Consider the following 23895-nt stretch of genomic DNA (forward strand, 5'->3'; position numbering starts at 1 on the left):
GCTAACCACCAGCCCCATTCGTCGGTAAGGTACTTATTCCGGCAGGTGGGACATCCGGGTACGGTGACGCACGGAGCCGAGGGGGTTCGTATGCGGATCTTGTCCGTCGCTGTGGTGATCGCCTTTCTGGCCGCGTGCACGCCGCAAGCGGAGGAGGCACCGCCGGTCATCGTGCCCAAAGGCCCTGGTGAGCAGGCTGCGACGATGGCGCCGGGCGACGTCGGCACGGACCGCTGGGTGGCTCCGGGCGAAGCCGACCTGAAGTACGTGGCCGGGATGATCGTGCACCACAAACAAGCTTTGGACATGTCGGCGCTCGCGCCGGAGCGGGCGCGAAATGAGACGGTGAAAGGTCTCGCGTCGCGCATTCACGACACCCAGGGGCCGGAGATCGGCGCGATGGAGCAGTGGCAGCGCCAGTTCGCCGAGAAAGCGCCGGCGCACGGCCACAGCGGGAAGCTGCCGGACGTGGACCACGGGTCCATGCCCGGCATGGCGACCGACGGGCAGATGGCGGCGTTGAAAGCCGCGACGGGCGACGACTTCGACCGCCTGTTCCTGCAATTGATGATCGCGCACCACGAAGGCGCGTTGAAGATGGCGGTCGACCTGTTGTCCACGGGTTCGGACGTGCGGGTCGAGGAGATGGCCAACGACGTGGTGGCGTCCCAGTCGGACGAGATCGCCCGGATGAAGGCGATCTCGATCCCGTAGGCCGCCGGGCCGTCGAGCCGTCAGGCCGTCGAGCCGTCAGGAAGCGATGAGCACGAGGTCCTCGGTCGGCTGGAACGTCTCCACGGCGTTGCCGGTGACGTGCCGGGCGATGCCCGCGTTGCGCTTGTGCGCTTCCTTGAAGGAGTCGGAGCGGACCCACGCCGTGAAGTCCTCTTCGGTGTCGAACTCGTTCACCGAGACGTAGGGCTGGTCCGGGCGGGTGGGGCGCAGCAGCGTGCTGCGGCGCAGGCCGGGCACGCCCGGCAGGTACGTGCGCATGTTGTTGCGGAAGTGCGCCTCGAACTCCTCGGCCCGGTCCTCGGGCACGAACAAGCGGTTGGTCGCGACGAACATGCGGTACCTCCAAGTTCCCGACGCTACGTAGGGAACTATTCCAACGCGGCGTCGGGAAAGCAAGGGGCTACTATCTGACGGGTGCCGAGGATCAGCGCCGAGACCGTCGCGCAGCACCGCGCGAACCGGCTGCGCGATCTGCTCGCCGCAGGTCGCGCGATCGTGGCGGAGGAGGGTCCGGACGGCCTGACGCTGGCCGCGCTGGCCCGCCGGGTCGGCCTGTCCAGACCGTCGCTCTACGAGTACTTCCGGTCGCGCGAGGAACTCGTCGCGGCCATCGTCACCGACGAACTGCCTGATCAGGCCCGTCGGCTGGCGGAGGCGGTGCACTCGGTGGACGGGGTGCCCGCCAAGCTGGAGGCGTACCTGCGGACCGTGCTGGAGATCATCGTCGACGGCAGCCACGGCGCGGTCGTGGCCCTGTCCGCGCACGCCCTGCCGGAAGCCAGCCGGCGGCAGATCCGGGCCGAGCACGAGAAGCTGCTCGCACCCCTGGTGGGCGTGCTGGTGGAGGCCCGGGTGGCCCAGCCGGGCCTGCGGGCGCTGCTCGTGCACGGCTCCGTGGAGGCTGCGGCGCGCACCGTGCGGCCGGGTGACGTGGAGCAGAGCGAGAACGTGCTGCGGGCGCTGCTGGAACAGACCCTGTACGGCCTGCGCGGCCCGGCCTAGACGAGTAATGCGCAAGTCGCGGCGGTAGCCGGAGACGGACGAGGGTGCTGGTCATCCTCGCGGTGGCCCGGGCTCTGCTCGGGGTCGCCTCCGAGGCCCGGTGGTCGGGGTTCCTGTCGGTCCGGATGCCCGGCGCGTTCCGGTGCCCGCCCGGCCGGTCCGGCCACCACCGCCGCCTCCGCGCGGCGTTGCCCCCTTGGTCGAGCAGGTCGTGCGCTGGTCGGCCGCCGACACCGACGCTCGCCGACCGGCACGGCCTGCCGCAACCGGACCCCGCATCCCGGCGAACCACTGCCCAAGTCCGTCCGTCGACCGAGTCGGCTGACAGGCCGGTTGAACCTGGGCCGCCGTCCGGCACAACCGCGCCACCGGCCAACCCGTCACCCGATCCCTGACCGCCTACGACCACCGACCCACATACGCACTACTCGTCCAGCCCCTCACCGGACCGGCCGCGTCATCCGGTTTCGCCCAGCTGGAAGTGCCAGACGACCAGAGCCGGCCCCGCGGCGGCGGCCCGGGTCGCCTCGGGCACCATCGCCGCCAGGCTCCACGGCCACAGCTCCCACGGCCCCGGGTCCCCGAACGGGTCGGTCCCGTCCTCGGGGCGTGCGCCGGTCGGCACCGGGGGTTCCTCGCAGCGGCGCACGTGCAGGCCCACCGGCAGGGCGGCCCGCAGGTAGTCCCCGATCAGGTGACGGTGGGCGATCAGCCGCCCGGGTCGGCCGGCGGCGTCGCGCACCGGCGGGTTCGCGCCCTGCGCCACCCGCTCGGGGTGCATGTCGGCGATCACCAGGTGTCCGCCCGGCCGCAGGACCCTGGCGAACTCCGCCAGCACCGGCGTGAGCGCCGGGACGTGGGTCAGCGCCAGGGCGCACACCACCAGGTCGACCTCGGCGTCGGCCACCGGGAGCCGGTGCAGGTCGCCCACCAGGAACTCGCCCTGCGGCACCCGGACGCGCGCCCGCGCGAGCATCTCGGGCGAGGAGTCCACGCCGATGACCCGGTGGCCGCGCCCGGCCAGGTGCTCGGCGTGGCGGCCGGTCCCGCACGCGGCGTCCAGGGCGACCCCGGCGGGCAGCGCGTCCACGATCTCCCGGACCAGGGGCCCGTCGACGTCGAACGCCGAGTTCGGCCCGTCGTAGGTCGCCGACCACAGCCGGTAGCCCGCGACCGTGCCGACCCGGTCCACCTCCACGGCCGCGTCCGCCAACGCCTCGTCGGCCAGCACCCGGCGGACCTCCGCGATCCGGGCCTCCACGAAGTCGCGGTCGAACTCCCCGGTGAACGCGCGCATCAACGCGATGCCCTCAAGTCCGAGCAGATATGCCCGGGGGTCCTCGTAGATCACCCGACGCAGGCTAACGACGCGCCCGCGAGCGGGCCACCGACTTATCGGGGCGGGGACCGGTGGTTGAGCGGCGGTCAACCGATCGGTTGATCCGAGATCTGGCCCGCCGCGTGATCCGCCGGCCGGGAGTTCCGGCGAACCTCGGTGCATGGCAATCATCGAGGTGGTCGACCTCGTCAAGACCTACGACGAGAAGGTCGCGGTGGACGGTGTGTCGTTCACCGTCGACGAGGGGGAGATCTTCGGCATCCTCGGCCCGAACGGGGCGGGCAAGACGACGACCGTCGAGTGCGTCGAGGGGTTGCGCGCGGCGGATTCCGGGACGATCCGGGTCGGCGGGTTCGACCCCCGGCGGGACCGGGCGGAGGTCAAGCAGGTGCTGGGGGCGCAGTTGCAGCAGAGCGAGCTGCCGGACCGGATCCGGGTGGGCGAGGCGCTGGACCTGTACGCCTCGTTCTACCGCGATCCCGCCGACTGGCGCGAACTGCTCGCGCTGCTCGGCATCGCCGACCGGGCGGACACCCAGTACCGGAAGCTGTCGGGCGGGCAGAAGCAGCGGGTGTCCATCGCGCTCGCCCTAGTGGGGCGGCCCCGGATCGCGGTGCTCGACGAGTTGACCACCGGGCTCGACCCGCAGGCCCGGCGGGACACCTGGAGCCTGGTCGAGCGGGTGCGCGAGTCCGGGGTGACCGTCGTCCTGGTCACCCACTTCATGGAAGAAGCCGAGCGGCTGTGCGACCGGCTCGCCCTGATCGACGCGGGCCGGCTGGTCGCGGTGGACAGCCCGGCCGGGCTGGTGGCCCGGCTGGGCGGGGAGCAGACCGTGCGGTTCCGGCCGGCCACGCCGCTGGACACGGCGCTGCTCGACGTGCTGCCGGAGGTCTCCTCGGTCGAGCGGCACGGCCCGCAGATCGTGGTGACCGGCACCGGGAACCTGGTGCACGCGGTCACCTCCGTCCTGGCGCGCAACCAGATCGTCGCCGCCGACCTGCGGATCGAGCAGGCCGGCCTGGACGACGCCTTCATCCGACTCACCGGCAAAGCCCTTTCGGAGTGACCGTGCAGAAGATCATCTCGACCGAGTGGAAGCTGTTCCTGCGCGAGCCGGCCATGGTGGTGTTCGCGGTCTTCTTCCCGACCGTGCTGCTGCTCGTGCTGGGCGCGATCCCGGCGCTGCGCACCCCCGACCCGAAGTTCGACGACCTCCGGTTCATCGACGCCTACGTGTCCACGCTCGTCGTGATCGCGCTCGCGTTCCTGGGCCTGAACCGGCTGCCCACCGCCGTCGCCGCCTACCGGGAGAAGGGCGTGCTGCGCCGGTTCTCCACCACCCCGGTCCACCCCGGACGCCTGCTGGTCGCGCAGGTCGCGGTGAACGTCATCGCGGGCGTGCTGTCGATCGGGCTGCTGCTGGTGGTGTGCAAGGCGGTGTTCGACATCGACCTGCCGCACAGCCCGCTCGGCTTCCTGGCCGCGTGCCTGCTCGGGATGCTGTCGCTGTCCGCGCTCGGCCTGCTGGTCGCCGCCTGGGCGCCCACCGCGGGCGCCGCCGGCGGCTGGGCGACCGTGGTGTTCATGCTGGTCATGTTCTTCGGCGGGGCCTACCTGCCGCGCTTCCTGATGCCGGACTTCCTGGTCCGCATCGGCGAGCACCTGCCGCCGGGCGTGGGCGCGTTGCAGGACGCCTGGCTGGGCACCGCGCCCAGCGCCGTGCACCTGGGCATCCTCGCCCTGATCACGCTCGTGGCGGGTACCGTCGCGGCGAAATCGTTCCGCTGGGAGTAGGTGGGCAAGGTGGCAGACCGGCTCGACGTGTGGGAGCGGCGCCTGGGCGTGCTCGCCAACCTCATCCCGTTCTTCGCGCTGGTGCTGCCCACCCTGATGTACCTGATCCTGGTGCCCGACCCGCCCGGGCAGCGCGTGGTCACGCTGTCGATCGTGGCGGGGGCGTTCGCCTGGATGCTGTGGTGGCACACGCTGCACCCCGGCTGGCGGACCCGGTCCGGGCTGATGATCGTGTTCTTCGCGGGCATCTTGGTCTTCTACGCGGTGCTGGGCCTGGACGACCCGATCTTCGGGTTCTACTCCTTCGCCGGGTACGTGTACGCGATCGACTGCCTGCACGGCCGGCTGAAGTTCGTCGGGGTGCTGTTCAACGCGCTGATCGCGTCCGCCTCGCTCTACGGCGGCTTCCCGTCGGCCGAGCCGCTGGCGATCCTGACCTACGTCGTGATCACGTTCTTCGTCGTCACCGTCGCGATGACGTTCACCCTGCTCGGCTTCATCACCTCGGAGCAGTCCCGGCGGCGCAAGGAGATGGTCACCGAGATGGCCGCGATGATGGAGGAGAACGCCGGCCTGCACGCCCAACTGCTGATCCAGGCGCGGGAAGCGGGCGTGCTGGACGAGCGGCAGCGGCTGGCGGGGGAGATCCACGACACGCTCGCCCAGGGCCTCACCGGCATCATCACCCAGCTCCAGGCGGTGGACGAGCCGTCGCGGCGGGTCGACACCGCGCTGCGGCTGGCCCGGGAGAACCTGGCCGAGGCCCGCCGCTCGGTGCACGCGCTGCGCCCGCCCGCGCTGGAGGACGCCAACCTGCCGGACGCGCTGACCGAGGTCGCGACGGGCTGGACGGACCAGACCGGCGTGCCCGCGTCGGTGGCGACGACCGGTGCGGCCCGCCCGCTGCACCCCGAGGTGGAGGTGGCGCTGTTGCGCACCGCGCAGGAAGCACTGTCCAATGTGGCCAAACACGCGTCCGCCTCGCGGGTGGGGCTCACGTTGTCCTACATGGAGGACGTGGTGACGCTGGACGTGCGCGACGACGGCGCGGGGTTCGACCCCGGTGCGGAGACCGAGGGCTACGGCCTGGTCGGCATGCGGCAGCGGGTGGCCCGGCTGGCCGGGGCGCTGGAGGTCGAGTCCGAGCCCGGCGCGGGCACGGCGGTCTCGGCGTCCGTGCCCGCGATCCCGGCGGAGGTGGCCCGGTGATCCGCGTGGTGATCGTGGACGACCACCCGGTGGTCCGCGACGGGCTGCGCGGCATGCTCGCGGCGGCGGGCGACGTGGACGTGGTGGGCGAGGCGGCCGACGGCGCGGAGGCCGAAGCCGTGGTGCGCGCCAAGAACCCGGACGTCGTGCTGATGGACCTGCGGATGCCGGGCGTGGACGGGGTGACCGCGATCGGCCGGCTGCGCGACTTCCCGGCGCGGGTGCTGGTGCTGACCACCTACGACACCGACAGCGACGTGCTGCCCGCGATCAAGGCCGGCGCGACCGGCTACCTGCTCAAGGACACGCCGCGCGACGAGCTGTTCCGGGCCGTGCGCTCGGCGGCGCGCGGCGAGGCGGTGCTGTCGCCGTCGGTGGCCACGAAACTGGTCGGGCAGGTGCGCACCCCGGCCGCGGAACCGTTGAGCGAGCGGGAGGTCGAGGTGCTCGGCCTGATCGCGCGCGGCTGCACGAACCGCGAGGCGGCGGTGCGGCTGTTCATCAGCGAGGCGACGGTGAAGACCCACCTGGTGCACGTCTACGCGAAGCTCGGCGTCAAGGACCGGGCGTCGGCGGTGGCGGTGGCGTACGAACGCGGTCTGCTGGGCGGTGTGTGACGTACCCTGTGCGCCGTGATCGAGTCCATCATCGACCCTGATCTGGTGCTGTCGCTGCACGAGGCCGTGCGGCAGGGCGCGCCGACCGAGCGGACCGGCATCCGGCTGACCGCGCGCGGCTGGGCGGTCGGGGAGTGGTCCGGCGAGTCCGCGTACCCCGTCGCGCTGACCGGTGCGGACCTGCCCGACGAGGTGGACCGCGAGGTGGCGCGGGCGTTGTGCGTCCCGGAGGAACCGGGTCGGTCGCACTACGGCATCCCGGACGACCTGGGCGAGACCTTCCCCGGCCCGGACGGCGACGCCGTGTTCGTGACGGGCGGGCAGCCGTGGACCCGGGCGTGGTGGTTCGACCCGGGCACGGCGCGGCGGGTCGTGCGCGAGGCGCGGCGCGGTGAGGTGGTGGAATCGCTCTGGTTGACCGCCGAGGACGCCTACGTCGCCGAGCGCGCCGGCACCGAGCCGGTGTGGACGGAGCTGACCGCCGCCGAAGCCGTGCGCCACGTCTACGGGGCGGGCGCGGAGCACGACGAGGACGACGCCACCGACCTGGTGCGCGCGGCCCGGCACGTGCGGGACGCCGTGGCGGCGCTGACCGGCGCGATCGCCGACCTGCCCACCGGGGTCGCCACCGCCGAGACCGCCCTGGCCGTGTCCGACCTGGTGCGCACCACCGTGGTCGCCGACCTGCGCGCCGCCCGCGCCCGCGCGGCCCGGCACATCTACGAGTTCAACGACCGCGACGTGTCCCGCGCCGCGCCCTTCCTGCGCGTGGGCCGCAAAGCCGCGCAGACCCTGATCGAGGAAGGGCTCGGCGCGGTCACCTGAGCGCGGTCACGCACGTCCGCGCAGGTACGCCCGCCAGTCGCCGAACGAGGTGATGTCGGCCAGTTCCGGGCTGCCCAGGCACGCGTCGCGCAGCACGGTGGCCAGCGCCGCGCTCCCGTCGGCCAGCTCCACCACCCCGATCTCCAGTTCCGGCGGCTCGGCGGGCAGCAGGTGGTCGCGCAGCACGGTCAGCGGCAGGTCGTACAGCTCGCCCACGACGCTCCCGGCACCGGACGGGTGCATCGCCGGGAACCGGTCGCCCACCGAGAAGTAGCGGTACTTCGGTGCGCTACGCGCCACACACAGCAGGGGCGTGCCCTGGAGCTGGTGGTGCAACGGGCCGCCACGCATCCCGCCGCCGTTGAGGAAGATCAGCGCCACGGGGTTCCTCCTTGTGGATCGGGGTGTCGGTGGCCGACAGCGGCAGGCCGGCGCCGCCGCGCCGGGACGCGATCAGCTCGGCGACGATGGACACGGCGGTCTCCTCGGGCGTGCGCGCGCCGAGGTCGAGGCCGATCGGCGACCGCAGGCGGGCGATCTCCCGTTCCGACAAGCCTTCCTCGCGCAGCCGCGCCAACCGCTCCACGTGGGTGCGCCGCGAACCCAGCGCGCCGACGAAGCCCAACGGCCGGCGCAGCGCCTCGGTCAGCAGCGGGATGTCGAACTTCGGGTCGTGGGTCAGCACGCACACCGCCGTGGCGGGGTCGGTGCGGGTCGCCGCCAGGTACCGGTGCGGCCAGTCCACCACCACCTCGTCGGCGGCCGGGAACCGTTCCGGCGTGGCGAAAACCGGGCGTGCGTCGCACACCGTCACGTGGTAGCCGAGGAACTTCCCCTGCTGCGCCAACGCCGCCGCGAAGTCGATCGCGCCGAACACCAGCAGGCGCGGCGCGCAGCCCCACGACTCCACGAACACACCGTCCTCAACGGACGTATGGGAAACCGCCCGCTCCGGCAGGGAGACCGAGCACGCCCCGCTGACCAGGTCCCGGCGCAGCACCACCGGACGGCCCTGCCCGGCGGCCCGCAGCGCCTCCCGGATCTCCGGCGTCACGACCTGGACGAACACCTCCAGCTCGCCGCCGCACGTCAACCCGACCGCGAACGCGTCCTCCGCCGAGTACCCGTAGCGCTCCAGCCTCGGCCGCCCGTCCGCCAGCACGGCCAGCGCCGACTCGTACACCGCGCCCTCGACGCACCCGCCGGACACGCTGCCGACCACCCGGCCGTCCGGGTGCACGGCCAGCGCCGCACCGACCTCGCGGGGCGCGCTGCCCCGCACCGCCACGACCGACGCCACCGCGTACGGCCCGCTCCAGTCCGCCACGGCGGACACCAGTTCGCGCACCGAACCTCCCTAGCGCAGGACCGCGGTGATGCCCTCGACCCCGAAGTAGAGGACGAACAGCCCCGCGATCACCGTCATCAGCCAACCCACCGACCGCCACTGGCCCTTGCAGATCCTGATCAGCACGTAGGACACCAGCCCCGCGCCGATCCCGTTGGTGATCGAGTAGGTGAACGGGATCACCGCCACCGTGAGGAAGACCGGGATCGTGTAGTCCGCGTCCTGCCAGGGGATCCGGCGGCACTGCGCCATCATCAGCCCGCCGATCACGACCAGCGCGGGCGCGGCGGCCTGCGCCGGCACGACCGCCGCCAGCGGCGTGAACAACAGCGTCGCCGACAGCAGCAGACCCGTGACGACGCTGGCCAGACCGGTCCGCGCGCCCTCGCCGACACCGGCCGCGGACTCCAGGAACACGGTGTTGGGCGAGGAGCCGGTGATCCCGCCCGCGATCGCGCCCGCGCCGTCCACCAGCAGGATCCGGCCCATGCCCTCGACCTTGCCGTCCCGGGTCAGCCCGGCCTCGTCGGCCACCGACGTGATGGTGCCCATGGCGTCGAAGAAACCGGACAGCACCAGGGTGAACAGGAACACCGTCGCGGTGATCACCCCGGCCGAGGCGAACCCGCCGAGCAGGTCCACCGAGCCGAACAGGCCGAAATCCGGCGCGGCCACGATCCGGTCCGGCACGTCGGGCGTGACCAGGCCCCAGCCCTCGACGTGGAACGCCGCGTTCACCGACACCGCGAGCACCGCCGCGACCGCGATGCTGACCAGCACCGCGCCCGGGACCCCGCGCGACACCAGCACGATCATCAGCAGCAGGCCCACGCAGAACACCACGATCGGCCAGCCCGACAGGTGCCCGTCCACGCCCATCCGCACCGGCACGGTCGAGTGCGCCGCGTCCGGCGTGCGGGTCACGAACCCGGCGCTGACCAGCCCGACCAGCGCGATGTAGAGGCCGATGCCGACCGTGATGGCGGTCTTGAGCGGCGCGGGGATCGAGTTGATGATCCGCTCCCGCACCCCGGAGACGGCCATCACCACGATGCACAGGCCCTCCAGCACCACCAGGCCGAACGCCTGCGCCCACGTCATCGCCGGGGCCAGTTGGAACGCCACCACGCCGTTCACGCCCAGCCCGGCGGCCAGCGCCAGCGGCGCGTTGCCGACCAGGCCCATCAGGACGGTCATCACGCCCGCCGCGAGCGCGGTGGCCGTGGTGACCTGCTCGGTGGTCAGCCGCGCGCCGGTGATGTCCGCCGACGCGCCCAGGATCAGCGGGTTGAGCAGCACGATGTAGGACATCGCGACGAAGGTGGTGATGCCGCCGCGCACTTCCCGGCCCACGGTGCTGCCGCGTCGGCTGATGCGGAAGAACCGGTCGAGAGGCGCGCCGCGGGTGGGGAGGTCGTCCCTGGTGCGGGTCATGACGTCCTTTCCCAGGCCGGTGGGCGCGTTCGGCGGGGCGGGCGGGCCCGGCCCGCCGAACGCGGGTCGTCGTCGTGCCCGGGTCGGCACCCGGCGGCCGGTGGGCCGCCGACCGTCCGCGCGGCTAGTAGTCGACGCGGTCGGTCCGGGACAGCCACGCCGTGAACGGCGCGTTGTCCTCACCGGTGGAGATCCGGTGCACGGCCAGGTTCCACTGGTCGCGCGGCTTGCCGAACAGCTCGTAGAACTCGCGGTCGTCGAACCCGGCCGCCGCGGCGTCGTGCCGGTCGGCGGCGTAGACGACCCGGTCCACCCGCGCCCACAGCGCGGCGGACAGGCACAGCGGGCACGGCTCGCAGGACGACACCAGCACGCACCCGGTCAGCTTGAAGTCGCCGAGCGCCCGGCAGGCCGCGCGGATCGCGACCACCTCGGCGTGCGCGGTCGGGTCCAGCGTCGAGGTGACCTGGTTGGTGCCGGTGGCGATCACCTGGCCGGCCCGCACGACCACCGCGCCGAACGGGCCGCCGCCGGCGGCGACGTTGCGGGTGGCCAGCTCGATCGACTCGCGCAGCCAGGCGTGGTCGGGGGTCACGGACGTGGTCATGGGGGTCTGCTCCTCAGGGTCTGCTCCTCCGGCGGAGCCGGTCAGGTGCCGGTGATGTGCTCGGGCCGGACCGGCACGCGGGTCAGGGCGAGGCCGGTGGCGGCGCGGATGGCCGCCACGATCGCCGGGGTGGACGAGATGGTGGGCGGCTCGCCGACGCCGCGCACACCGTACGGGGCGTGCGGGTCGGCCAGTTCGAGCACGTCGATGCTCATCGGCGGCATGTCCAGCACGGTCGGGATCAGGTAGTCGGTGAACGACGGGTTGCGCACCTTGCCGCCGGCGGTCTGGATCTCCTCCATCACGGCCAGGCCGAGGCCCTGCGCCGAGCCGCCCTGGATCTGGCCCAGCACGGCCTGCGGGTTGAGCGCCTTGCCGACGTCCTGCGCGCAGTCCAGCCCGACCACCTTGACCAGGCCCAGCTCGACGTCCACGTCGACCACCGCGCGGTGCGCGGCGAACCCGTACTGGACGTGCGCGTTGCCCTGCCCGGTCTCCGGGTCGATCGGTTCGGTGGCCCGGTGCCGCCACTCCACGGTCTCGTCGATCACCGCGTCGCCGAGCACCGCCGCCAGGTCCGCGAGGTCGCGCCCGCCCGCCAGCGCCACGAGCTTGTCCCGCACCGCCGCGCACGCGGCCTGCACCGCGCCACCGGTCACGTAGGTCTGGCGGGAGGCCGACGTGGAGCCGCCGTTGCCGATGCTGGTGTCCATGGGCAGGATCGTCACCCGCTCCACGCCCAGCTCGGTGCGCACGATCTGCTGCATGATCGTCACCAGGCCCTGGCCCACCTCGCACGCCGCGGTGTGCGCGAGCGCGGCGGGCTCGCCGTTGATGACCTGGAGCCGCACGCGGGCCGTCGAGTAGTCGTCGTAGCCCTCGGAGAAGCAGATGTTCTTGATCCCCACGGCGTAGCCGACCCCGCGCACCACCCCTTCGCCGTGCGTGGTGTTGGAGACGCCACCGGGCATGTCCCGCAGGTCCAGCACGGTCGACCGGGGCGGCAGGGGCTTGTCCCGCACCAGCTTCAGCAACTGCGCGACCGGCGCGGCGGAGTCGACCACCTGCCCGGTGGGCAGCACCGAACCCTCGGCCATCGCGTTCACGACCCGCACGTCCACCGGGTCCATGCCCAGCTCCTCGGCCAGTCTGTCCATTTGGGACTCGTAGGCGAAACCCGCTTGTACCGCCCCGAAACCGCGCATCGCACCGCACGGCGGGTTGTTCGTGTACACGCCCCAGGCGTCGACCGAGACGTTGGGCACCTCGTACGGGCCGACGCCGAGCGTGGCCGCGTTCGCGACGACGGCGGGCGTGCTGGAGGCGTACGCGCCGCCGTCGAGGTAGATCTTCGCCTTGACGTACACCAGTTTCCCGGTGCGGTCCGCGCCGTGCTCGTAGTACAGCACCGCCGGGTGCCGGTGCACGTGCCCGTAGAACGACTCTTCCCGGTTGTAGACCATCTTCGTCGGCTTGCCGGTGTGCAGCGCCAGCAGGCACGCGTGCACCTGCATCGACAGGTCTTCGCGCCCGCCGAACGCGCCGCCGACGCCGGAGAGCGTCAGCCGCACCTTCTCGACCGGCATGCCCAGCGCGGAGGCCACCTGCCCCTGGTCCACGTGCAGCCACTGGGTGGCGATGTAGAGGTCGACGCCGCCGTCCTCGGCGGGCACCGCCAACCCCGACTCGGGCCCGAGGAACGCCTGGTCCTGCATCCCGACCTCGTACCGGCCGGTGATCACGACCTCGGCCGGCGCGGAGGTGTCGCCGCGCCGGATCGGCACGTGCCGCACCAGGTTCCCGCCGGGGTGCAGCGGGGTGTCCTCCAGCGCGGTCTCCATGTCCACGACCGGTGCCAGCACCTCGTACTCGACCTTGATCCGCTTCATCGCGCGCAGCGCCGTCTCCGGGTGGTCCGCGCCGACCAGCGCGACCGGTTCCCCCTGGTAGCGCACGACGTCCACGGCCAGCACCGGCTGGTCCTTGTGCTCCAGCCCGTACAGGTTGCGCCCCGGCACGTCCTGGTGGGTCAGCACCGCGTACACGCCGGGCACCCGCAACGCCTCGGTCAGGTCGACGGAGAGGATCCGCGCGTGCGGGTGCGGGCTGCGCAGGGTCGCGCCCCAGATCATGTCCTCGTGCCACAGGTCCGAGGCGTAGGCGTACTCGCCGCGCACCTTGAGGTTGCCGTCCGGGCGCTGCGGGCTGGTGCCGACGCCGCCGGACACCGAGGACGTGAGTTCGGCCGGGGTCAGGCTCATCGGGCCGCCTCCTTCAATCGGGTGCTCGCGGCACGCAGGTCACGGGCCAGCTCGGCGTCCGCCGCGGTGCGCAGCTCGCCGTCCTCCACCACGGTCCGGCCGCCGACCAGCAGCAGCCTCAGCTCCGGCGTCGGCCCGAGCACGAGCGCGGCCACCGGGTCGTCGATCCCGGCGTGCGCCACGCCGTCGAGCCGCCACACGGCCAGGTCGGCGAGCTTGCCCGGCTCGACCGAGCCGATCTCGGCCTCCCGGCCCAGGCAGCGCGCGCCGCCCATGGTGCCCAGCCACAGCGCGCGCCGGACGTCCATCGCACCCGGCCCGCCGCGCTGCCGGGCCTGCAGCAGCGCCTGGCGCAGCTCCTCGACCAGGCCGCCGGACTCGTTGGACGCCGCGCCGTCCACACCCAGCCCGACCGGCGCGCCCGCGTCCAGCAGGTCGCGGACCGGGGCCGTGCCGGTACCCAGCCGGCCGTTGGACGTGGGGCAGTGCGCCGACCCGGTGCCGGTCGCGCCGAGCTTGCGCACCGCGTCCCGGTCCAGGTGCACGGTGTGCGCGAGCCAGACGTCCGGGCCGAGCCAGCCGGTGCGCTCGGCGTAGTCGGTCGGCGAGCAGCCGTACTCGGCCTGGCACCGCTCCTGCTCGTCCAGCGTCTCGGCGAGGTGGGTGTGCAGCCGGACTCCCTTGCGGCGGGCCAGTTCCGCGGCGCCCGCCATGAGTTCGGGGCTGACCGAGAACGGCGAGCACGGCCCGACGGCGACCCGCAGCACCGAGTCCGGCGCGGGGTCGTGGTGCTCCTCGATCGCCTTCTCGGTGGAGACCAGCGCGGTTTCGGTGTCCTCGACCAGGTTGTCCGGCGGCAGCCCGCCGTGCGCGCGGCCCCGGTCCATCGAGCCGCGCACGGCGTGCAGCCGCAGGCCGATCCGGCGGCCCGCGCCCACCAGCGCCTCGAACTGGTCGCCGCCGACGCGCGGGAACACGTAGTGGTGGTCGGCGGCGGTCGTGCAGCCGGTGGTGGCCAGGCGCGCCAGGCCCGCCGACGCGGCGGCGTGCGTGGTCTCCGCGTCCAGGCCGCGCCACACCGGGTACAGCGTGGTCAGCCACTCGAACAGGCCCGCGTCCTGGGCGAGGCCCCGGGTGGCCCACTGGTAGAGGTGGTGGTGGGTGTTCACCAGGCCGGGGGTGACCAGGCAGCCGGTGCCGTCGACCCAGGTGTGCGGACCGGTCGGGCGCGGGGCCTGGCCGGGGCCGACGGCGGTGATCCGGCCGTGCTCGAACACCACGTGCCCGAAGGCGAACTCGGTGCCGGCGGAGTCCATCGCGGACACCGCGACGCCGTCCAGCACGGTGGGGGTCACCGCTGCGCCTTCCGCGCGGCGAGCCGCACCGCGTCCAGGATCTTCTCGTAACCGGTGCAGCGGCACAGGTTCCCGGCCAGCGCCTCCCGGATCTCCGGGTCGGAGGGCCTCGGCACCCGCTCGACGAGGTCGTGCGCCGCGACCACCAGGCCGGGCGTGCAGAACCCGCACTGCACCGCGCCCGCCTCGACGAACGCCTCCTGCACCGGGTCCAGCTCCGCGCCCTGCGCGAGACCCTCGACCGTGCGCACCTCGCGGTCCTGCGCCTGACCGGCCGCGACCAGGCAGGAGCACACCGGCACGCCGTCGAGGTAGACCGTGCAGGAGCCGCACTCGCCCTGCTCGCAGGCGTTCTTGGAGCCGGGCAGGCCGAGCCGCTCGCGCAGCACGAACAGCAGGCTCTCGCCCTCCCAGACGTCGTCCGCCCGGCGCTGCTCCCCGTTGACCGTCACGTTCACGCGCATGGCTTCAGGCGACCTTCCCGGTGTAGTCCTGCCACGCCCAGCCCAGCGTGCGGCGGGCCAGCACGGCCAGGGCGTGCTTGCGGTACGCGGCCGACCCGCGCACGTCGTCGATCGGGCTCGCGGCCCGCGCCGCCAGCTCCCCGAACCGCTGCTTGACCGAATCGAGCAGCGGTTTCGGCGATTCCCACTGGTTGGTCGAGGTCAGCTCGCCGGAGAGGAACTCCTCGGCCTCGGCGGCCCGGCGCGGGGTCGGCGCGGCACTGCCCACGGCCGCCCGGACCCGGCCCTCGCCGGGGTGCAGGGCGACCGCGAAGGAGCACACCGCGATCACCATCGCGTTGCGCGTGCCCACCTTGGAGAACTGCTGCGGGGCACCGGTCTCGGGCAGGTGGACGGCCGCGATCAGCTCGTCGGGGGCCAGCGCGTTGCGCTTCACGCCCAGGTAGAAGTCGGTGGCCGGGATCATCCGCGTGCCGCGCGCGGACACCGCCTCGACCACGGCGTCGGAGGTCAGCAGCACCGGGTGGGTGTCGCCGGCGGGGGAGGCCGCGCCGAGGTTGCCGCCGACCGTGCCCCGGTTGCGGATCTGCGGCGAGCCGACCGTGCGCGAGGCCATCGCCAGCCCCGGCAGGCGGTCGCCGAGTTCGGCGATGAGCCGGGCGTAGGGCACCCCGGAGCCGACGCGCACCACGCCGTCGGACACCGACCACTCGCGCAGCTCGCCGATCCGGGTGAGGTCCAGCAGCGCGTCGGGGCGGCGGTGGTCGAAGTTCAGCTCCACCATCACGTCCGTGCCGCCCGCGATCGGCACGGCCGCCGGCCGCTCGGCCTTGAGCGCCAGCGCCTCGGCGAGGGTGTCGGGTCGAAGGAAGTCCATCAGCTACCTCGGTAGGTGGAGTACGCGAACGGGGACAGCAGCAGCGGCACGTGGTGGTGCTCGCCGGGCTCGGCGACCCGGAAGGTCAGCACCACCTCCGGGAAGAACGGGGCCACCTCCCCGGTGTCGAACACCAGCCGGTAGACCCCGGCGGCGGCCGACGGCCAACCGGCGATCCGGCCGTCCGGCCCGGTGACGCCCTCCGCGACGGTCGCGCCGTCGTGTTCCAGGCGGACCCGCAGCCCGGTGGCGGGCCGGCCGCGGGCCGCGTCGAGCACGTGGGTGCTGATGGTCACTCGTCCTCCCTCGGTGTGTGAGCCAGTACACAGATCGGGTCGGCCGCTCGGCTACGGCGGCGGCGCATGAATCCCAGGCTCCTACGGCGAGTGGATTTGTGCTTTCCTACAAACACGATCGGACGAAGGTTGATCGCCCGGACGACGTGGGGAGGCACGCGTGCTGCTGGTCCGCAGCCTGTTGCGGATGCCCGAGTTGCGGCTGCGCCTCGCCGTCGGCGAGCAGTGGCTGGACCGGCCCGTGACCAGGCTCTACGGCACCGAGCTGCCCAACCCGGCGCGGTACCTGTCGGGCGGTGAGCTGGTCGTGTCGGGGCTGCTCTGGTACCGCACCGCGGCCGACTGCGAGACGTTCGCGGCGGCGCTCGCGGAGGGCGGCGCGGCCGGGCTGGCGGCCAGCGCGCCGGTCGTCGGCAAGCTGCCGGACGCGCTGGTGCGGGCGTGCCGCGAGCACCGGATCCCGTTGCTGGAGGTGCCGGTCGACCTGTCGTTCGCGCTCATCACCGAGCGGGTCGTGCTGGAGCTGGCCGCCGAGCGAGTCGGCGACGCGGGCGCGCAGCTCGGCCGGCACCGCCGGCTGCTGACCGTGATCGCCGACGGCGGCGGGCTGGACGAACTCCTCGCCGCCGGCGCGGCCGAGCTGGGCGCGGCCTGCCGGGTGCTGGCCACCACCGGCCACGTCGTCGCCGGGCCCGAGCCGCCCGACGCCGCCGCGCTGGTCCGCGAGTTCCTCCAGGCCGATCGGCTGCCCAAGGTGGCCCGCCGCACGACCCTGCTGCCGGTGGCCGAGCGCGGCGGGTCCCGGCCGGCGACGTGGATCCTGGCCGTCGACGGCGACCGGGCGCACGACGAGGTCGCCGCCGAGCTGGCCAGCCTGGTCGGCGTCGAACGGGCGCGGGTGGTGCAGGGCAGGCGGATCGAGAACCGCGCGGCCGGACCGCTGCTGCGCGAGGTGCTCAGCGGGTCCGGCGACCTGACCGCCCGGACCGCCGCCGTCGGCTGGGACGCCGGCGCCGCGCTGCGGGTGCTCGTCGCGTCCGCGTCGGACGGCCGGGTCGACGCGCTGGCCGCGCTGGTCGCCGAGGTGCTGGCCCCGGTCGCGCCGCACGCGCTGGTCGGCGTGGTCGACGGCGAGGTGTACGCGGTCGCGCCCTCGACGGAGAGCTGGGCCGAACCGGTGCGGACCGCGCTGCGGACCGTCGAACCGGGCCTGGGCAGCACGCGGGTGCTGGTGGGCATCTCGTCCCCGGTCGTCGCGGCGGGCCTGCGCGGCGCGGCCGAGGAGGCCGCGCACGCGCGCCGGCTGGGCGAGCGGCGGGTCGGGCGCACCCGCGTGGTGGCGGGGGAGGAGATCGCGCTGCACCAGCTGCTGCTCGCCGGGGTGCCGGAGGAGCTGCGCGGGTCGTTGCGGCGGCGCGTGCTCGGGGCGGTGCTGGACTACGACGCCGAGCACGGCACCGACCTGGTCGGCACGCTGCGGGTGTTCCTGGACTGCTCCGGCTCCTGGACCGCCGGTGCCGCCCGGCTGCACGTGCACGTCAACACGCTGCGCTACCGGATGGGCCGGGTGGAGGACCTGCTGGGCGTCGACCTGGCGGACTTCACCGCCCGCGTCGACCTGTACCTGGCCTTGCAGGCGGGGTGATACCGGGACCGTGGCCTCCGTGCCGCTGGTCGACCTCGCGCTGTTCGCGGCCGTCGCGCTCGCGCCGTCCGCGCTCTGCTGGGCTGCGCTGCGCATCCCCCGGGTGGTCGGCCTGCTGCGCCGCGAACCGGTTGTGCCGCAAGGACCTCCGATCGAACGGCTGGCCGCCGACCTGAGACGGGTGCGGGCCGCGCCGGCGCACCTCGCGCCGGGCACGCCGCACGCCCGCCGCGCAGGGGTGCGGCAGGCGTACGACGTCCTGCTGGCGCAGGCGTGCGCGGCGGTCGGGGTGGCGCACCGCCTGGACGTCGTCCCGGAGGGCGTCGACCGCGAGATCGAGCGGCTGCGGGTCGAGGAGTCGTTGCGGGAAGCCGGTGTGGTGATCCCCTGACCCCGCCGAGGGGCCGGGGGACCACCGGGGTCACCGCGCCCGCGCGAGACCGCCCGGCACCGCCGCGCGGACGCGGACCGCGCGCACGCCGTGCCCGACGGGGACGCGCCCGTCGGGCACGGGCCCGGCGGCGGGCCGGCGCTGCCACGGCACGAGCGTCGGGCGCTGCCCGGTCCGCCGGAACTCGCCGATGGCCACCGCCAGGTCGGCGGGCGGGACCTCGCAGTGGGTGGGCAGCCGCACGCCGGCGTACCGGGGGCACCGGCGCGGGCCTTCGCCGAGGCTGGCCCACGAGCCGGTGAGCACGTCGGTGAACAGCATCGCGCCCCGGTCGCCGCGCACCCCGACCCACAGCCGGCCGTCCGGGTGGTCGGCGTGCACGAGGGTCGCGTCCCCGATCACCGCGAGCAGGTCGAGCAGCCGGTGCACGTCCTCGGTCGCCCGGATCTCGTCGACACCGGTCCGGTGGTGGGCCCGCAGCACCGTCACTCCCGGCACTTCCTGCCGCTGTTGATGCAGTCCACCACGCGCTGCATGATCTCGTCGGACATCACGTTCGCGAAGTCGTCGTGGTCGGAGAACGGGTTGTGCTTCTCCTCCGGGAACGCGTCGACCGCGTACTGCCCGTTCACCTGGACCTCGCGCGCGACGTTGTAGGTCAGGCTGATCCGCAGCTGCGGCACGGCCCGGAAACCCTTGGGGCAGCGGCCGTTCTGGTCGGGGTAGACGACGTGGTCGCGGTGGTTGGCGCTGTCGGTGTTCTTGCCGTCCCAGCAGCTGGCGAAGTCGTGGACGCGCTTGACCTTGCTGCCCTGCGGGCAGATCGGGTACTTGTTCATCAGCACCTTGTCCTCGAAACCGGTGCAGGTCCAGGAGTTCCGGGCGTTCTTGGTGCCGTTGGTGGAGACCTTGGCGTCGCCGTAGAGCACGCGCAGGAACTGCGGCATCGCGGTGACCTTGCCGACCGGGCTGCCCCGGAAGGAGATGTCCACGGTCTCGGGCCGCTGGATGTCGCCCTCGTTGCCGGGCAGCTCGTTCTCGTCGCTGGAACTCTTGCCGTCGCCCTTCTCCGGCGCGTCCGGCTCGGCCTCCTTCTGCTCGTCGGCCACCCGCACGTCCTTGGCGTCGCCGTCCTTGACCGTGCAGGGGGCGAGCCGTTGCAGCCCGCGTGGCCGCTGCGCGACCCGGTCGATGGCGTCGGCGATCCGGTTGATGGTGGCGGAACGCTTGTCCCGCAGCGGTTTGAGCACCTGGTTGTTGACCGCGTCCGGGTCGTCGACGTTGATCGACTTGAGCTTGGCGTTCGCCTCGGCGACCTGGTCCTTGAGCGCCTTGAGGTTGCGGTCGACCTCGGCCCTGGCCTGGCGCGGGACCTCGCGCAGCTTGCGCTTCACGTCCGGGCACTCCACCTGGGCGTTCGCGGGCTGTCCGGGCTGCCCGCCCTCGTCCTCGGTGTCGATCCGGATCACCGGCCAGAAGTAGGTGGACTTGTCGCCGTTCTTGCAGGTGGTGTCACCGTCGAGGAGGCTCTCGTTGGTCGAGTCGGCGTCGGTGGTCACGTTGCCGACGTAGTCGTGCAGGTGTTGCGCGCCGTTGCGGACGCCGGGCTGCGCGATGAAGTTGTCCGGGTTGAAGTGACCGTTCTCGTTGCGACCGCAGTCCACGCTGAACGTGCCGGTCGTCGCGTCCCGCTCCGGCCTGGGCGCCTTGACGTTGCGGCCCTGCTTGGTGATGTCGACGAACAGCGCCTTGTCGGCCCCGTCCGCCTGGGCCGTGCCCTGGTCGCCGGTGGTGGAGATCGCGACCGCCAGGCCGGTTGCCAGCGCCAGTCCGGCGAGCCCGGCCGTGAGCTTGGTGCGCCGGGAGAACCGGTGGCGCCCCTGGTTTCGCGTCATGGATGTGTCACCTCGTCGTAGGTACGCGCGTGAGCTTCGAACCCCGACCGCCGTGGGCGGCGGACACCGTGGCATACGTACCGATCCCGGTCCGCGACCTGCCCGTTACCTTTTCGTGACCATGCCGCACCCCCTGACTTCGTTCGGGTCGGTACCCGCGCGGCGGTTGGATTCGGGTCTCCTTCTGTGACACTCGAATCACGCCGAGTGGGACGGGGAGGGGCGCGTGAAGCGAGGCGGGGACAACGTCGTGTCCGGCACGGCCCGGGGACCGGTGGTGCAGGCGGGCAACGTGGGGGAGGTGCACTTCCACGCGGGCCGCACCGAACCCGTCGTCCCCTACCAGCTCCCGCCGCCGCCGAGGCTGTTCACCAGCCGGGACCGCGAACTCGCCGCTCTCGACGGCTGGCTGGACGCCGACGACCCGCTGGTGGCCGTCGTCAGCGGCCCCGGCGGGGTGGGCAAGACGTCGCTGGCGCTGCGCTGGCTGCACGGTGCCCGGTCGCGCTTCCCGGACGGCCAGCTCTACGTCGACCTCGGCGCGCACGCGCCGGACGGCCCGGTGACCCCGGACGAGGTGCTGGAGTGGTTCCTGCTCGCGCTCGCCGTGCCGGCCGGGGAGGTCCCGCCCGACCTGCACCGGCGGCAGGCGCTGTTCCGCACGCTCACCGCCGACCGCGAGGTGTCGCTGCTGCTGGACAACGCGGTCTCGGCGGCCCAGGTGCGCCCGCTGCTGCCGACCTCGCCGCGCAGCGCGGTCGTGGTCACCAGCCGGTGGCGGCTCGGCGGCCTGGCCGTCGACGGCGCGCGGTTCGTGGAGGTCGAGTCCCTGGACGTCGAGTCGTCCCTGGAACTGCTGGAACTCGCGGTCGGCCACCGGGTCGCCTCGGAACCGGACGCCGCCCGCGAACTCGCCCGGCTGTGCGGCGGCCTGCCCATCGCGCTGTCCGTGGTCGGGGCGCGGCTGTCCACCCACCCCCGGCGGACGCTGTCGAAGGAGGTCGGCTCGTTGCGCGCGGAGACGCTCGGCACGCTGACCTTGGACGACGGCGTCTCGGTCGAGGCGGTGTTCGACCTGTCCTACGTGGACCTCCCGCCCCGGCACGCCAGGGTGTACCGGCTGTGCTCGGTGCACCCCGGCGCGTCCTTCGGGGTCGGGGCCGCCGCCGCGGCGGCCGGCGAGGACCCGCCCGAGGTGGAGCCGGTGCTGGACGAGCTGGTGGAGAAGAACCTGCTGACCGAGGTCGGCGACGAGCGGTTCCGGTTCCACGACCTGCTGCGCCTGCACGCCCGCCGGCAGGCGGACTGGCACTCGGCCGACGAGCGCGACGCCGCGTTGCGCCGGGTCGTGGAGTGGTACCTGGACCGGGCGGTCGGCGCGGACCTGGCGGTGGTGCCCGACCGGCCCCGGGTCGGTCCGCGCTTCGCGGCGGCCCGGCCCGCGTTCGACCGCGTCGCGGACGCGCTGGACTGGCTGGAGGCCGAGCGGGGCAACCTGGTGACCGCGCTGCGCGAGGCGGCCGACCAGGGCCTGCACGACCTGGCGTGGCAGCTCGCGGAATCGCTCACCGGCTACTTCACCTTCCGCCGGCACAGCGCGGACGGCGTGCTCGCCTTCGAGGTCGGCGCGGAGTCCGCGCGGCTGGTCGGCCACCCGGTGGCGCAGGCGCGGCTGTGCCTGCAACTGGCGATCCGGTACCTCGACCGGGAGCGCCCGGCCGACGCGCACCGGCAGGCCGTGCACGCCCTGCGGCTGGGCGAGGCGGCGGACGACGCCGGCTCGGTCTCCACCGCGTTGCGCCAACTCGGCCGGATCGCGCGCGAGCAGGGCGACCCGGCGGCGGCGCTGCCGTACTTCCGGAGCTCGCTGGAGGTGGAGATCGCCCTGGACCGGCGTCGGGGCATCGCGATGGCGCACAAGCGGATCGGCGGGGCGCTGACCGACCTGGGCCGGCACGGCGAGGCCGTGACCGAACTCGCCGCCGCGGTGGCGCTGCTCGCCGAACTCGGCCAGACCGTCGAACTGGCCAGGGCGCGCGGCGTGCTGGCCCGCCCGTTGATCGCGTTGGGACGCCTGGACGAGGCAGCGCGGCTGCTCGAAGCCGCGCTGCCCGTCATGACCGCGAGCGGGTCGCCCGGCTACCTCGCTGACGTCCTGCTGGACCTGGCCGACCTCGCCGAGCGGCGCGGCGACCGGGCCGGCGCGCGGGACCGGGTCCGCGCGGCGGCCGACGCCTACACCCGCCTCGGCGCGCCGGTGCCCGACCGGGTCCGGGCCCGGCTGCCCGGGTAGACCAGCACGTCGGCCACCGCCGCCCACCGCCGTGCCGCCACCCGGCCGTCCGCCAGCAGGAACCCGTCCCACGGCCCGCCGACCACCCGCCACACGCCCGGTGCCGCCCGACGCCACTCACCCCCGCGCACGGGGCACCGCCACCGGTGACACGGGCGTCGCCCGCGCGGGCTCGGGCAGGTCCAGCAGCCGGTACAGCGCGCGCCGGGTGGCCGCGCCGGACGTGCCGGGGCACGAGCTGATCACGTCGACCAGGCCGGGCACCGCGACCGCGTCGTCCAGTCGCGGCCGAGCGGGGTCGAGCACCGGCGCGCCCCGGTACACCAGGTCGGCGGGACTGCCCGCGCGCAGCAGGCCGTCCGGGATCGGCACCAGCAGCAGCCGCCGCCCGAGCGCGGCGGCGTACTGCGTGGTGGAGCCGAAATCGCCCACCACGACGTCGGCGGCCACCATCGCGGCCCGCCAGCCGTCCTCGGGCGGCAGCACCACCACGCCGTCCGGCAGCCAGGCCCGGACCTGGCGCGCGCCGTGCACGCTCCAGATGTTGGGGTGCAGCACGGCGACCACCGGGTGGCCGGTGTCGAGCAGCCGCCGGTAGAGGTCGGGGTGCGCGCCGAACACCGAGTGCGGCGACCACGTCGAACTCACCACGACCAGCCGCTGGTCCGGCCGCACGCCCAGCGCCCGCCGGTAGTGCTCCCGGTACGGCACGCTCGCCAGCATCCGGTCGAGGCAGACGTCCCCGCCCACCACGGCCGCCGGCAGCGCCTCCGGGCAGGACTCGGCGAGCACGTCGAGTTCGTCGCGGTGGGACAGCACGACGGCCGAGGGCACCACCCGGCCGTCGCGCACCAGGTGCTCCCGGCCCAGCCCGTGCCCGACAATCCCGCCCGCCTTGCGCGAGCGCGCCCTCGACTTCAGCGCGCCCACGCCGTGCGGCACCACCGCCACCGGGCCGTCGAGCTGGTCCAGGCCCCGGAAACTGGCCGCCAGCACCAGGTCGAACCGGTGCCTGATCGCCTGCTCCCACGGGATCACGTGCCCGCCGAGCCCGTGCACGTACTCGGCGGTCCCGTGCTCCGCGCCCTGCACGGTGAACAGCACCTGGATGCGGTGGTCGGCCTCCACCAGCGGCAGCAGATCGGCGAGCCGGGTGCCCGCCACGACGTGCGGCACGACTGCGAGGACCATTCGACAATCGGTTCTGGTGACCCGGGCCGCGGCCCGTAGTCCGATCGGCCCATTTGTCCAGCCAACAGCTGTCACACGAACCTCCCCATTCGTGATTCGAGTTGATGGGGAAAGCCTGGGGCGGGCGGCTGCCGGGATGCTGTCAATGGTCTGCCAATAGCCGGTAAGGGCAGTTCGGGGCCGGTGCGGGCGATGGATTCCGCAAGTTTGCGGAGTTTATTCCGAGGGAGATCTGCCAAACGCCTGTCAGCGATCTGCCGGAGGCTATAACGTTATTCGTGCGCCGCTCCCGGAGTGCGGGCCGCAGCACAACA

25 protein-coding genes and 1 pseudogene are annotated in these 23895 nt (G+C 73.6%); 11 read left to right on the plus strand and 15 right to left on the minus strand.

The window, feature by feature from the left end; genetic code table 11:
* The first annotated feature begins 63 nt into the window (after positions 1-63).
* Positions 64-714 (plus strand): DUF305 domain-containing protein, encoded by a 651-nt coding sequence (locus AC0HI0_RS03665; protein ID WP_480930812.1) that lies wholly within the window; start codon positions 64-66, stop codon positions 712-714.
* Between the two features lie 36 nt (positions 715-750).
* Here AC0HI0_RS03665 and AC0HI0_RS03670 read toward each other — a convergent pair whose 3' ends face one another.
* On the minus strand, positions 751-1068 hold the full coding sequence (locus AC0HI0_RS03670; protein ID WP_480930813.1) for an antibiotic biosynthesis monooxygenase family protein: 318 nt from the start codon (positions 1066-1068) through the stop codon (positions 751-753).
* An 81-nt stretch (positions 1069-1149) separates the two neighbouring features.
* Here AC0HI0_RS03670 and AC0HI0_RS03675 point away from each other — a divergent pair, with 81 nt between their 5' ends.
* Together AC0HI0_RS03675 and AC0HI0_RS03680 are read left to right on the plus strand one after the other, a co-directional pair.
* Complete coding sequence (locus AC0HI0_RS03675; protein WP_480930814.1) at positions 1150-1737, plus strand: TetR/AcrR family transcriptional regulator; 588 nt, start codon at positions 1150-1152, stop codon at positions 1735-1737.
* Between the two features lie 47 nt (positions 1738-1784).
* Positions 1785-1975 (plus strand): annotated as a pseudogene (locus tag AC0HI0_RS03680) (IS982 family transposase); the annotation flags it as partial.
* Positions 1976-2194: 219 nt separating this feature from the next.
* Here AC0HI0_RS03680 and AC0HI0_RS03685 read toward each other — a convergent pair.
* A complete protein-coding gene (locus tag AC0HI0_RS03685; RefSeq protein WP_480930815.1) occupies positions 2195-3088 on the minus strand; it encodes a class I SAM-dependent methyltransferase in 894 nt (297 codons plus the stop codon).
* 148 nt (positions 3089-3236) lie between these two features.
* Here AC0HI0_RS03685 and AC0HI0_RS03690 point away from each other — a divergent pair, with 148 nt between their 5' ends.
* From AC0HI0_RS03690 to AC0HI0_RS03710, 5 genes are read left to right on the plus strand one after another with little or no spacing between them, the layout of a single operon-like run.
* Positions 3237-4145, plus strand: a complete 909-nt coding sequence (locus tag AC0HI0_RS03690) for an ABC transporter ATP-binding protein (protein WP_480930816.1) — start codon at positions 3237-3239, stop codon at positions 4143-4145.
* 2 nt (positions 4146-4147) lie between these two features.
* Positions 4148-4873, plus strand: coding sequence for an ABC transporter permease (locus AC0HI0_RS03695; protein ID WP_480930817.1), 726 nt, complete (start codon positions 4148-4150; stop codon positions 4871-4873).
* Positions 4874-4882: 9 nt separating this feature from the next.
* Positions 4883-6082, plus strand: a complete 1200-nt coding sequence (locus AC0HI0_RS03700; RefSeq protein ID WP_480930818.1) for a sensor histidine kinase — start codon at positions 4883-4885, stop codon at positions 6080-6082.
* On the plus strand, positions 6079-6699 hold the full coding sequence (locus AC0HI0_RS03705) for a response regulator (RefSeq protein WP_480930819.1): 621 nt from the start codon (positions 6079-6081) through the stop codon (positions 6697-6699). The genes AC0HI0_RS03700 and AC0HI0_RS03705 overlap by 4 nt, the downstream gene beginning before the upstream one ends.
* Before the next feature lie 15 nt (positions 6700-6714).
* Complete coding sequence (locus AC0HI0_RS03710) at positions 6715-7524, plus strand: hypothetical protein (protein WP_480930820.1); 810 nt, start codon at positions 6715-6717, stop codon at positions 7522-7524.
* A gap of 6 nt (positions 7525-7530) precedes the next feature.
* Here the strand turns inward: AC0HI0_RS03710 and AC0HI0_RS03715 are convergent, their stop codons facing one another.
* From AC0HI0_RS03715 to uraH, 9 genes are all read right to left on the minus strand, one after another.
* Positions 7531-7905, minus strand: coding sequence for an allophanate hydrolase-related protein (locus tag AC0HI0_RS03715; protein WP_480930821.1), 375 nt, complete (start codon positions 7903-7905; stop codon positions 7531-7533).
* Positions 7814-8872 (minus strand): XdhC family protein, encoded by a 1059-nt coding sequence (locus AC0HI0_RS03720; RefSeq protein ID WP_480930822.1) that lies wholly within the window; start codon positions 8870-8872, stop codon positions 7814-7816. The genes AC0HI0_RS03715 and AC0HI0_RS03720 overlap by 92 nt, the downstream gene beginning before the upstream one ends.
* Before the next feature lie 9 nt (positions 8873-8881).
* Complete coding sequence (locus AC0HI0_RS03725; protein ID WP_480930823.1) at positions 8882-10306, minus strand: NCS2 family permease; 1425 nt, start codon at positions 10304-10306, stop codon at positions 8882-8884.
* Between the two features lie 124 nt (positions 10307-10430).
* The gene (locus tag AC0HI0_RS03730; protein WP_480930824.1) at positions 10431-10913 is read right to left on the minus strand and encodes a nucleoside deaminase; all 483 of its coding nucleotides are present in this window, start codon (positions 10911-10913) and stop codon (positions 10431-10433) included.
* A 41-nt stretch (positions 10914-10954) separates the two neighbouring features.
* The gene (locus AC0HI0_RS03735) at positions 10955-13174 is read right to left on the minus strand and encodes a xanthine dehydrogenase family protein molybdopterin-binding subunit (RefSeq protein WP_480930825.1); all 2220 of its coding nucleotides are present in this window, start codon (positions 13172-13174) and stop codon (positions 10955-10957) included.
* Entirely contained in the window at positions 13171-14529 is a 1359-nt protein-coding gene (locus AC0HI0_RS03740) for an 8-oxoguanine deaminase (RefSeq protein WP_480930826.1), read from the minus strand. Before AC0HI0_RS03740 ends, AC0HI0_RS03735 begins: the two co-directional genes overlap by 4 nt.
* A complete protein-coding gene (locus tag AC0HI0_RS03745; RefSeq protein WP_480930827.1) occupies positions 14526-14993 on the minus strand; it encodes a (2Fe-2S)-binding protein in 468 nt (155 codons plus the stop codon). Before AC0HI0_RS03745 ends, AC0HI0_RS03740 begins: the two co-directional genes overlap by 4 nt.
* Positions 14994-14997: 4 nt before the next feature.
* Positions 14998-15870 carry an FAD binding domain-containing protein gene (locus AC0HI0_RS03750; RefSeq protein WP_480930828.1) on the minus strand — a complete coding sequence of 291 codons (873 nt, stop codon included), beginning with the start codon at positions 15868-15870 and terminating at the stop codon, positions 14998-15000.
* Entirely contained in the window at positions 15870-16166 is a 297-nt protein-coding gene (gene uraH, locus AC0HI0_RS03755; RefSeq protein WP_480930829.1) for a hydroxyisourate hydrolase, read from the minus strand. The genes AC0HI0_RS03750 and uraH overlap by 1 nt, the downstream gene beginning before the upstream one ends.
* A gap of 160 nt (positions 16167-16326) precedes the next feature.
* Between uraH and AC0HI0_RS03760 the strand changes: the two genes are divergently transcribed.
* On the plus strand, positions 16327-17811 hold the full coding sequence (locus AC0HI0_RS03760; RefSeq protein ID WP_480930830.1) for a helix-turn-helix domain-containing protein: 1485 nt from the start codon (positions 16327-16329) through the stop codon (positions 17809-17811).
* A 19-nt stretch (positions 17812-17830) separates the two neighbouring features.
* Entirely contained in the window at positions 17831-18202 is a 372-nt protein-coding gene (locus tag AC0HI0_RS03765) for a hypothetical protein (RefSeq protein WP_480930831.1), read from the plus strand.
* Positions 18203-18232: 30 nt separating this feature from the next.
* On the opposite strand, the gene AC0HI0_RS03770 is transcribed toward AC0HI0_RS03765, so the two are convergent.
* Entirely contained in the window at positions 18233-18691 is a 459-nt protein-coding gene (locus AC0HI0_RS03770; RefSeq protein WP_480930832.1) for an Imm1 family immunity protein, read from the minus strand.
* Entirely contained in the window at positions 18688-20097 is a 1410-nt protein-coding gene (locus tag AC0HI0_RS03775) for a DUF1996 domain-containing protein (RefSeq protein ID WP_480930833.1), read from the minus strand. Before AC0HI0_RS03775 ends, AC0HI0_RS03770 begins: the two co-directional genes overlap by 4 nt.
* Before the next feature lie 226 nt (positions 20098-20323).
* Between AC0HI0_RS03775 and AC0HI0_RS03780 the strand changes: the two genes are divergently transcribed.
* Positions 20324-22390, plus strand: a complete 2067-nt coding sequence (locus tag AC0HI0_RS03780; RefSeq protein ID WP_480930834.1) for an ATP-binding protein — start codon at positions 20324-20326, stop codon at positions 22388-22390.
* Here the strand turns inward: AC0HI0_RS03780 and AC0HI0_RS03785 are convergent.
* Positions 22333-22521 (minus strand): hypothetical protein, encoded by a 189-nt coding sequence (locus tag AC0HI0_RS03785; RefSeq protein WP_480930835.1) that lies wholly within the window; start codon positions 22519-22521, stop codon positions 22333-22335. The two genes, AC0HI0_RS03780 and AC0HI0_RS03785, sit on opposite strands and share 58 nt — an antisense overlap.
* Positions 22508-23581, minus strand: a complete 1074-nt coding sequence (locus tag AC0HI0_RS03790; RefSeq protein WP_480930836.1) for a hypothetical protein — start codon at positions 23579-23581, stop codon at positions 22508-22510. Before AC0HI0_RS03790 ends, AC0HI0_RS03785 begins: the two co-directional genes overlap by 14 nt.
* Positions 23582-23895: the final 314 nt, after the last annotated feature.

This window comes from Saccharothrix sp. NBAS 001, from assembly GCF_056640475.1.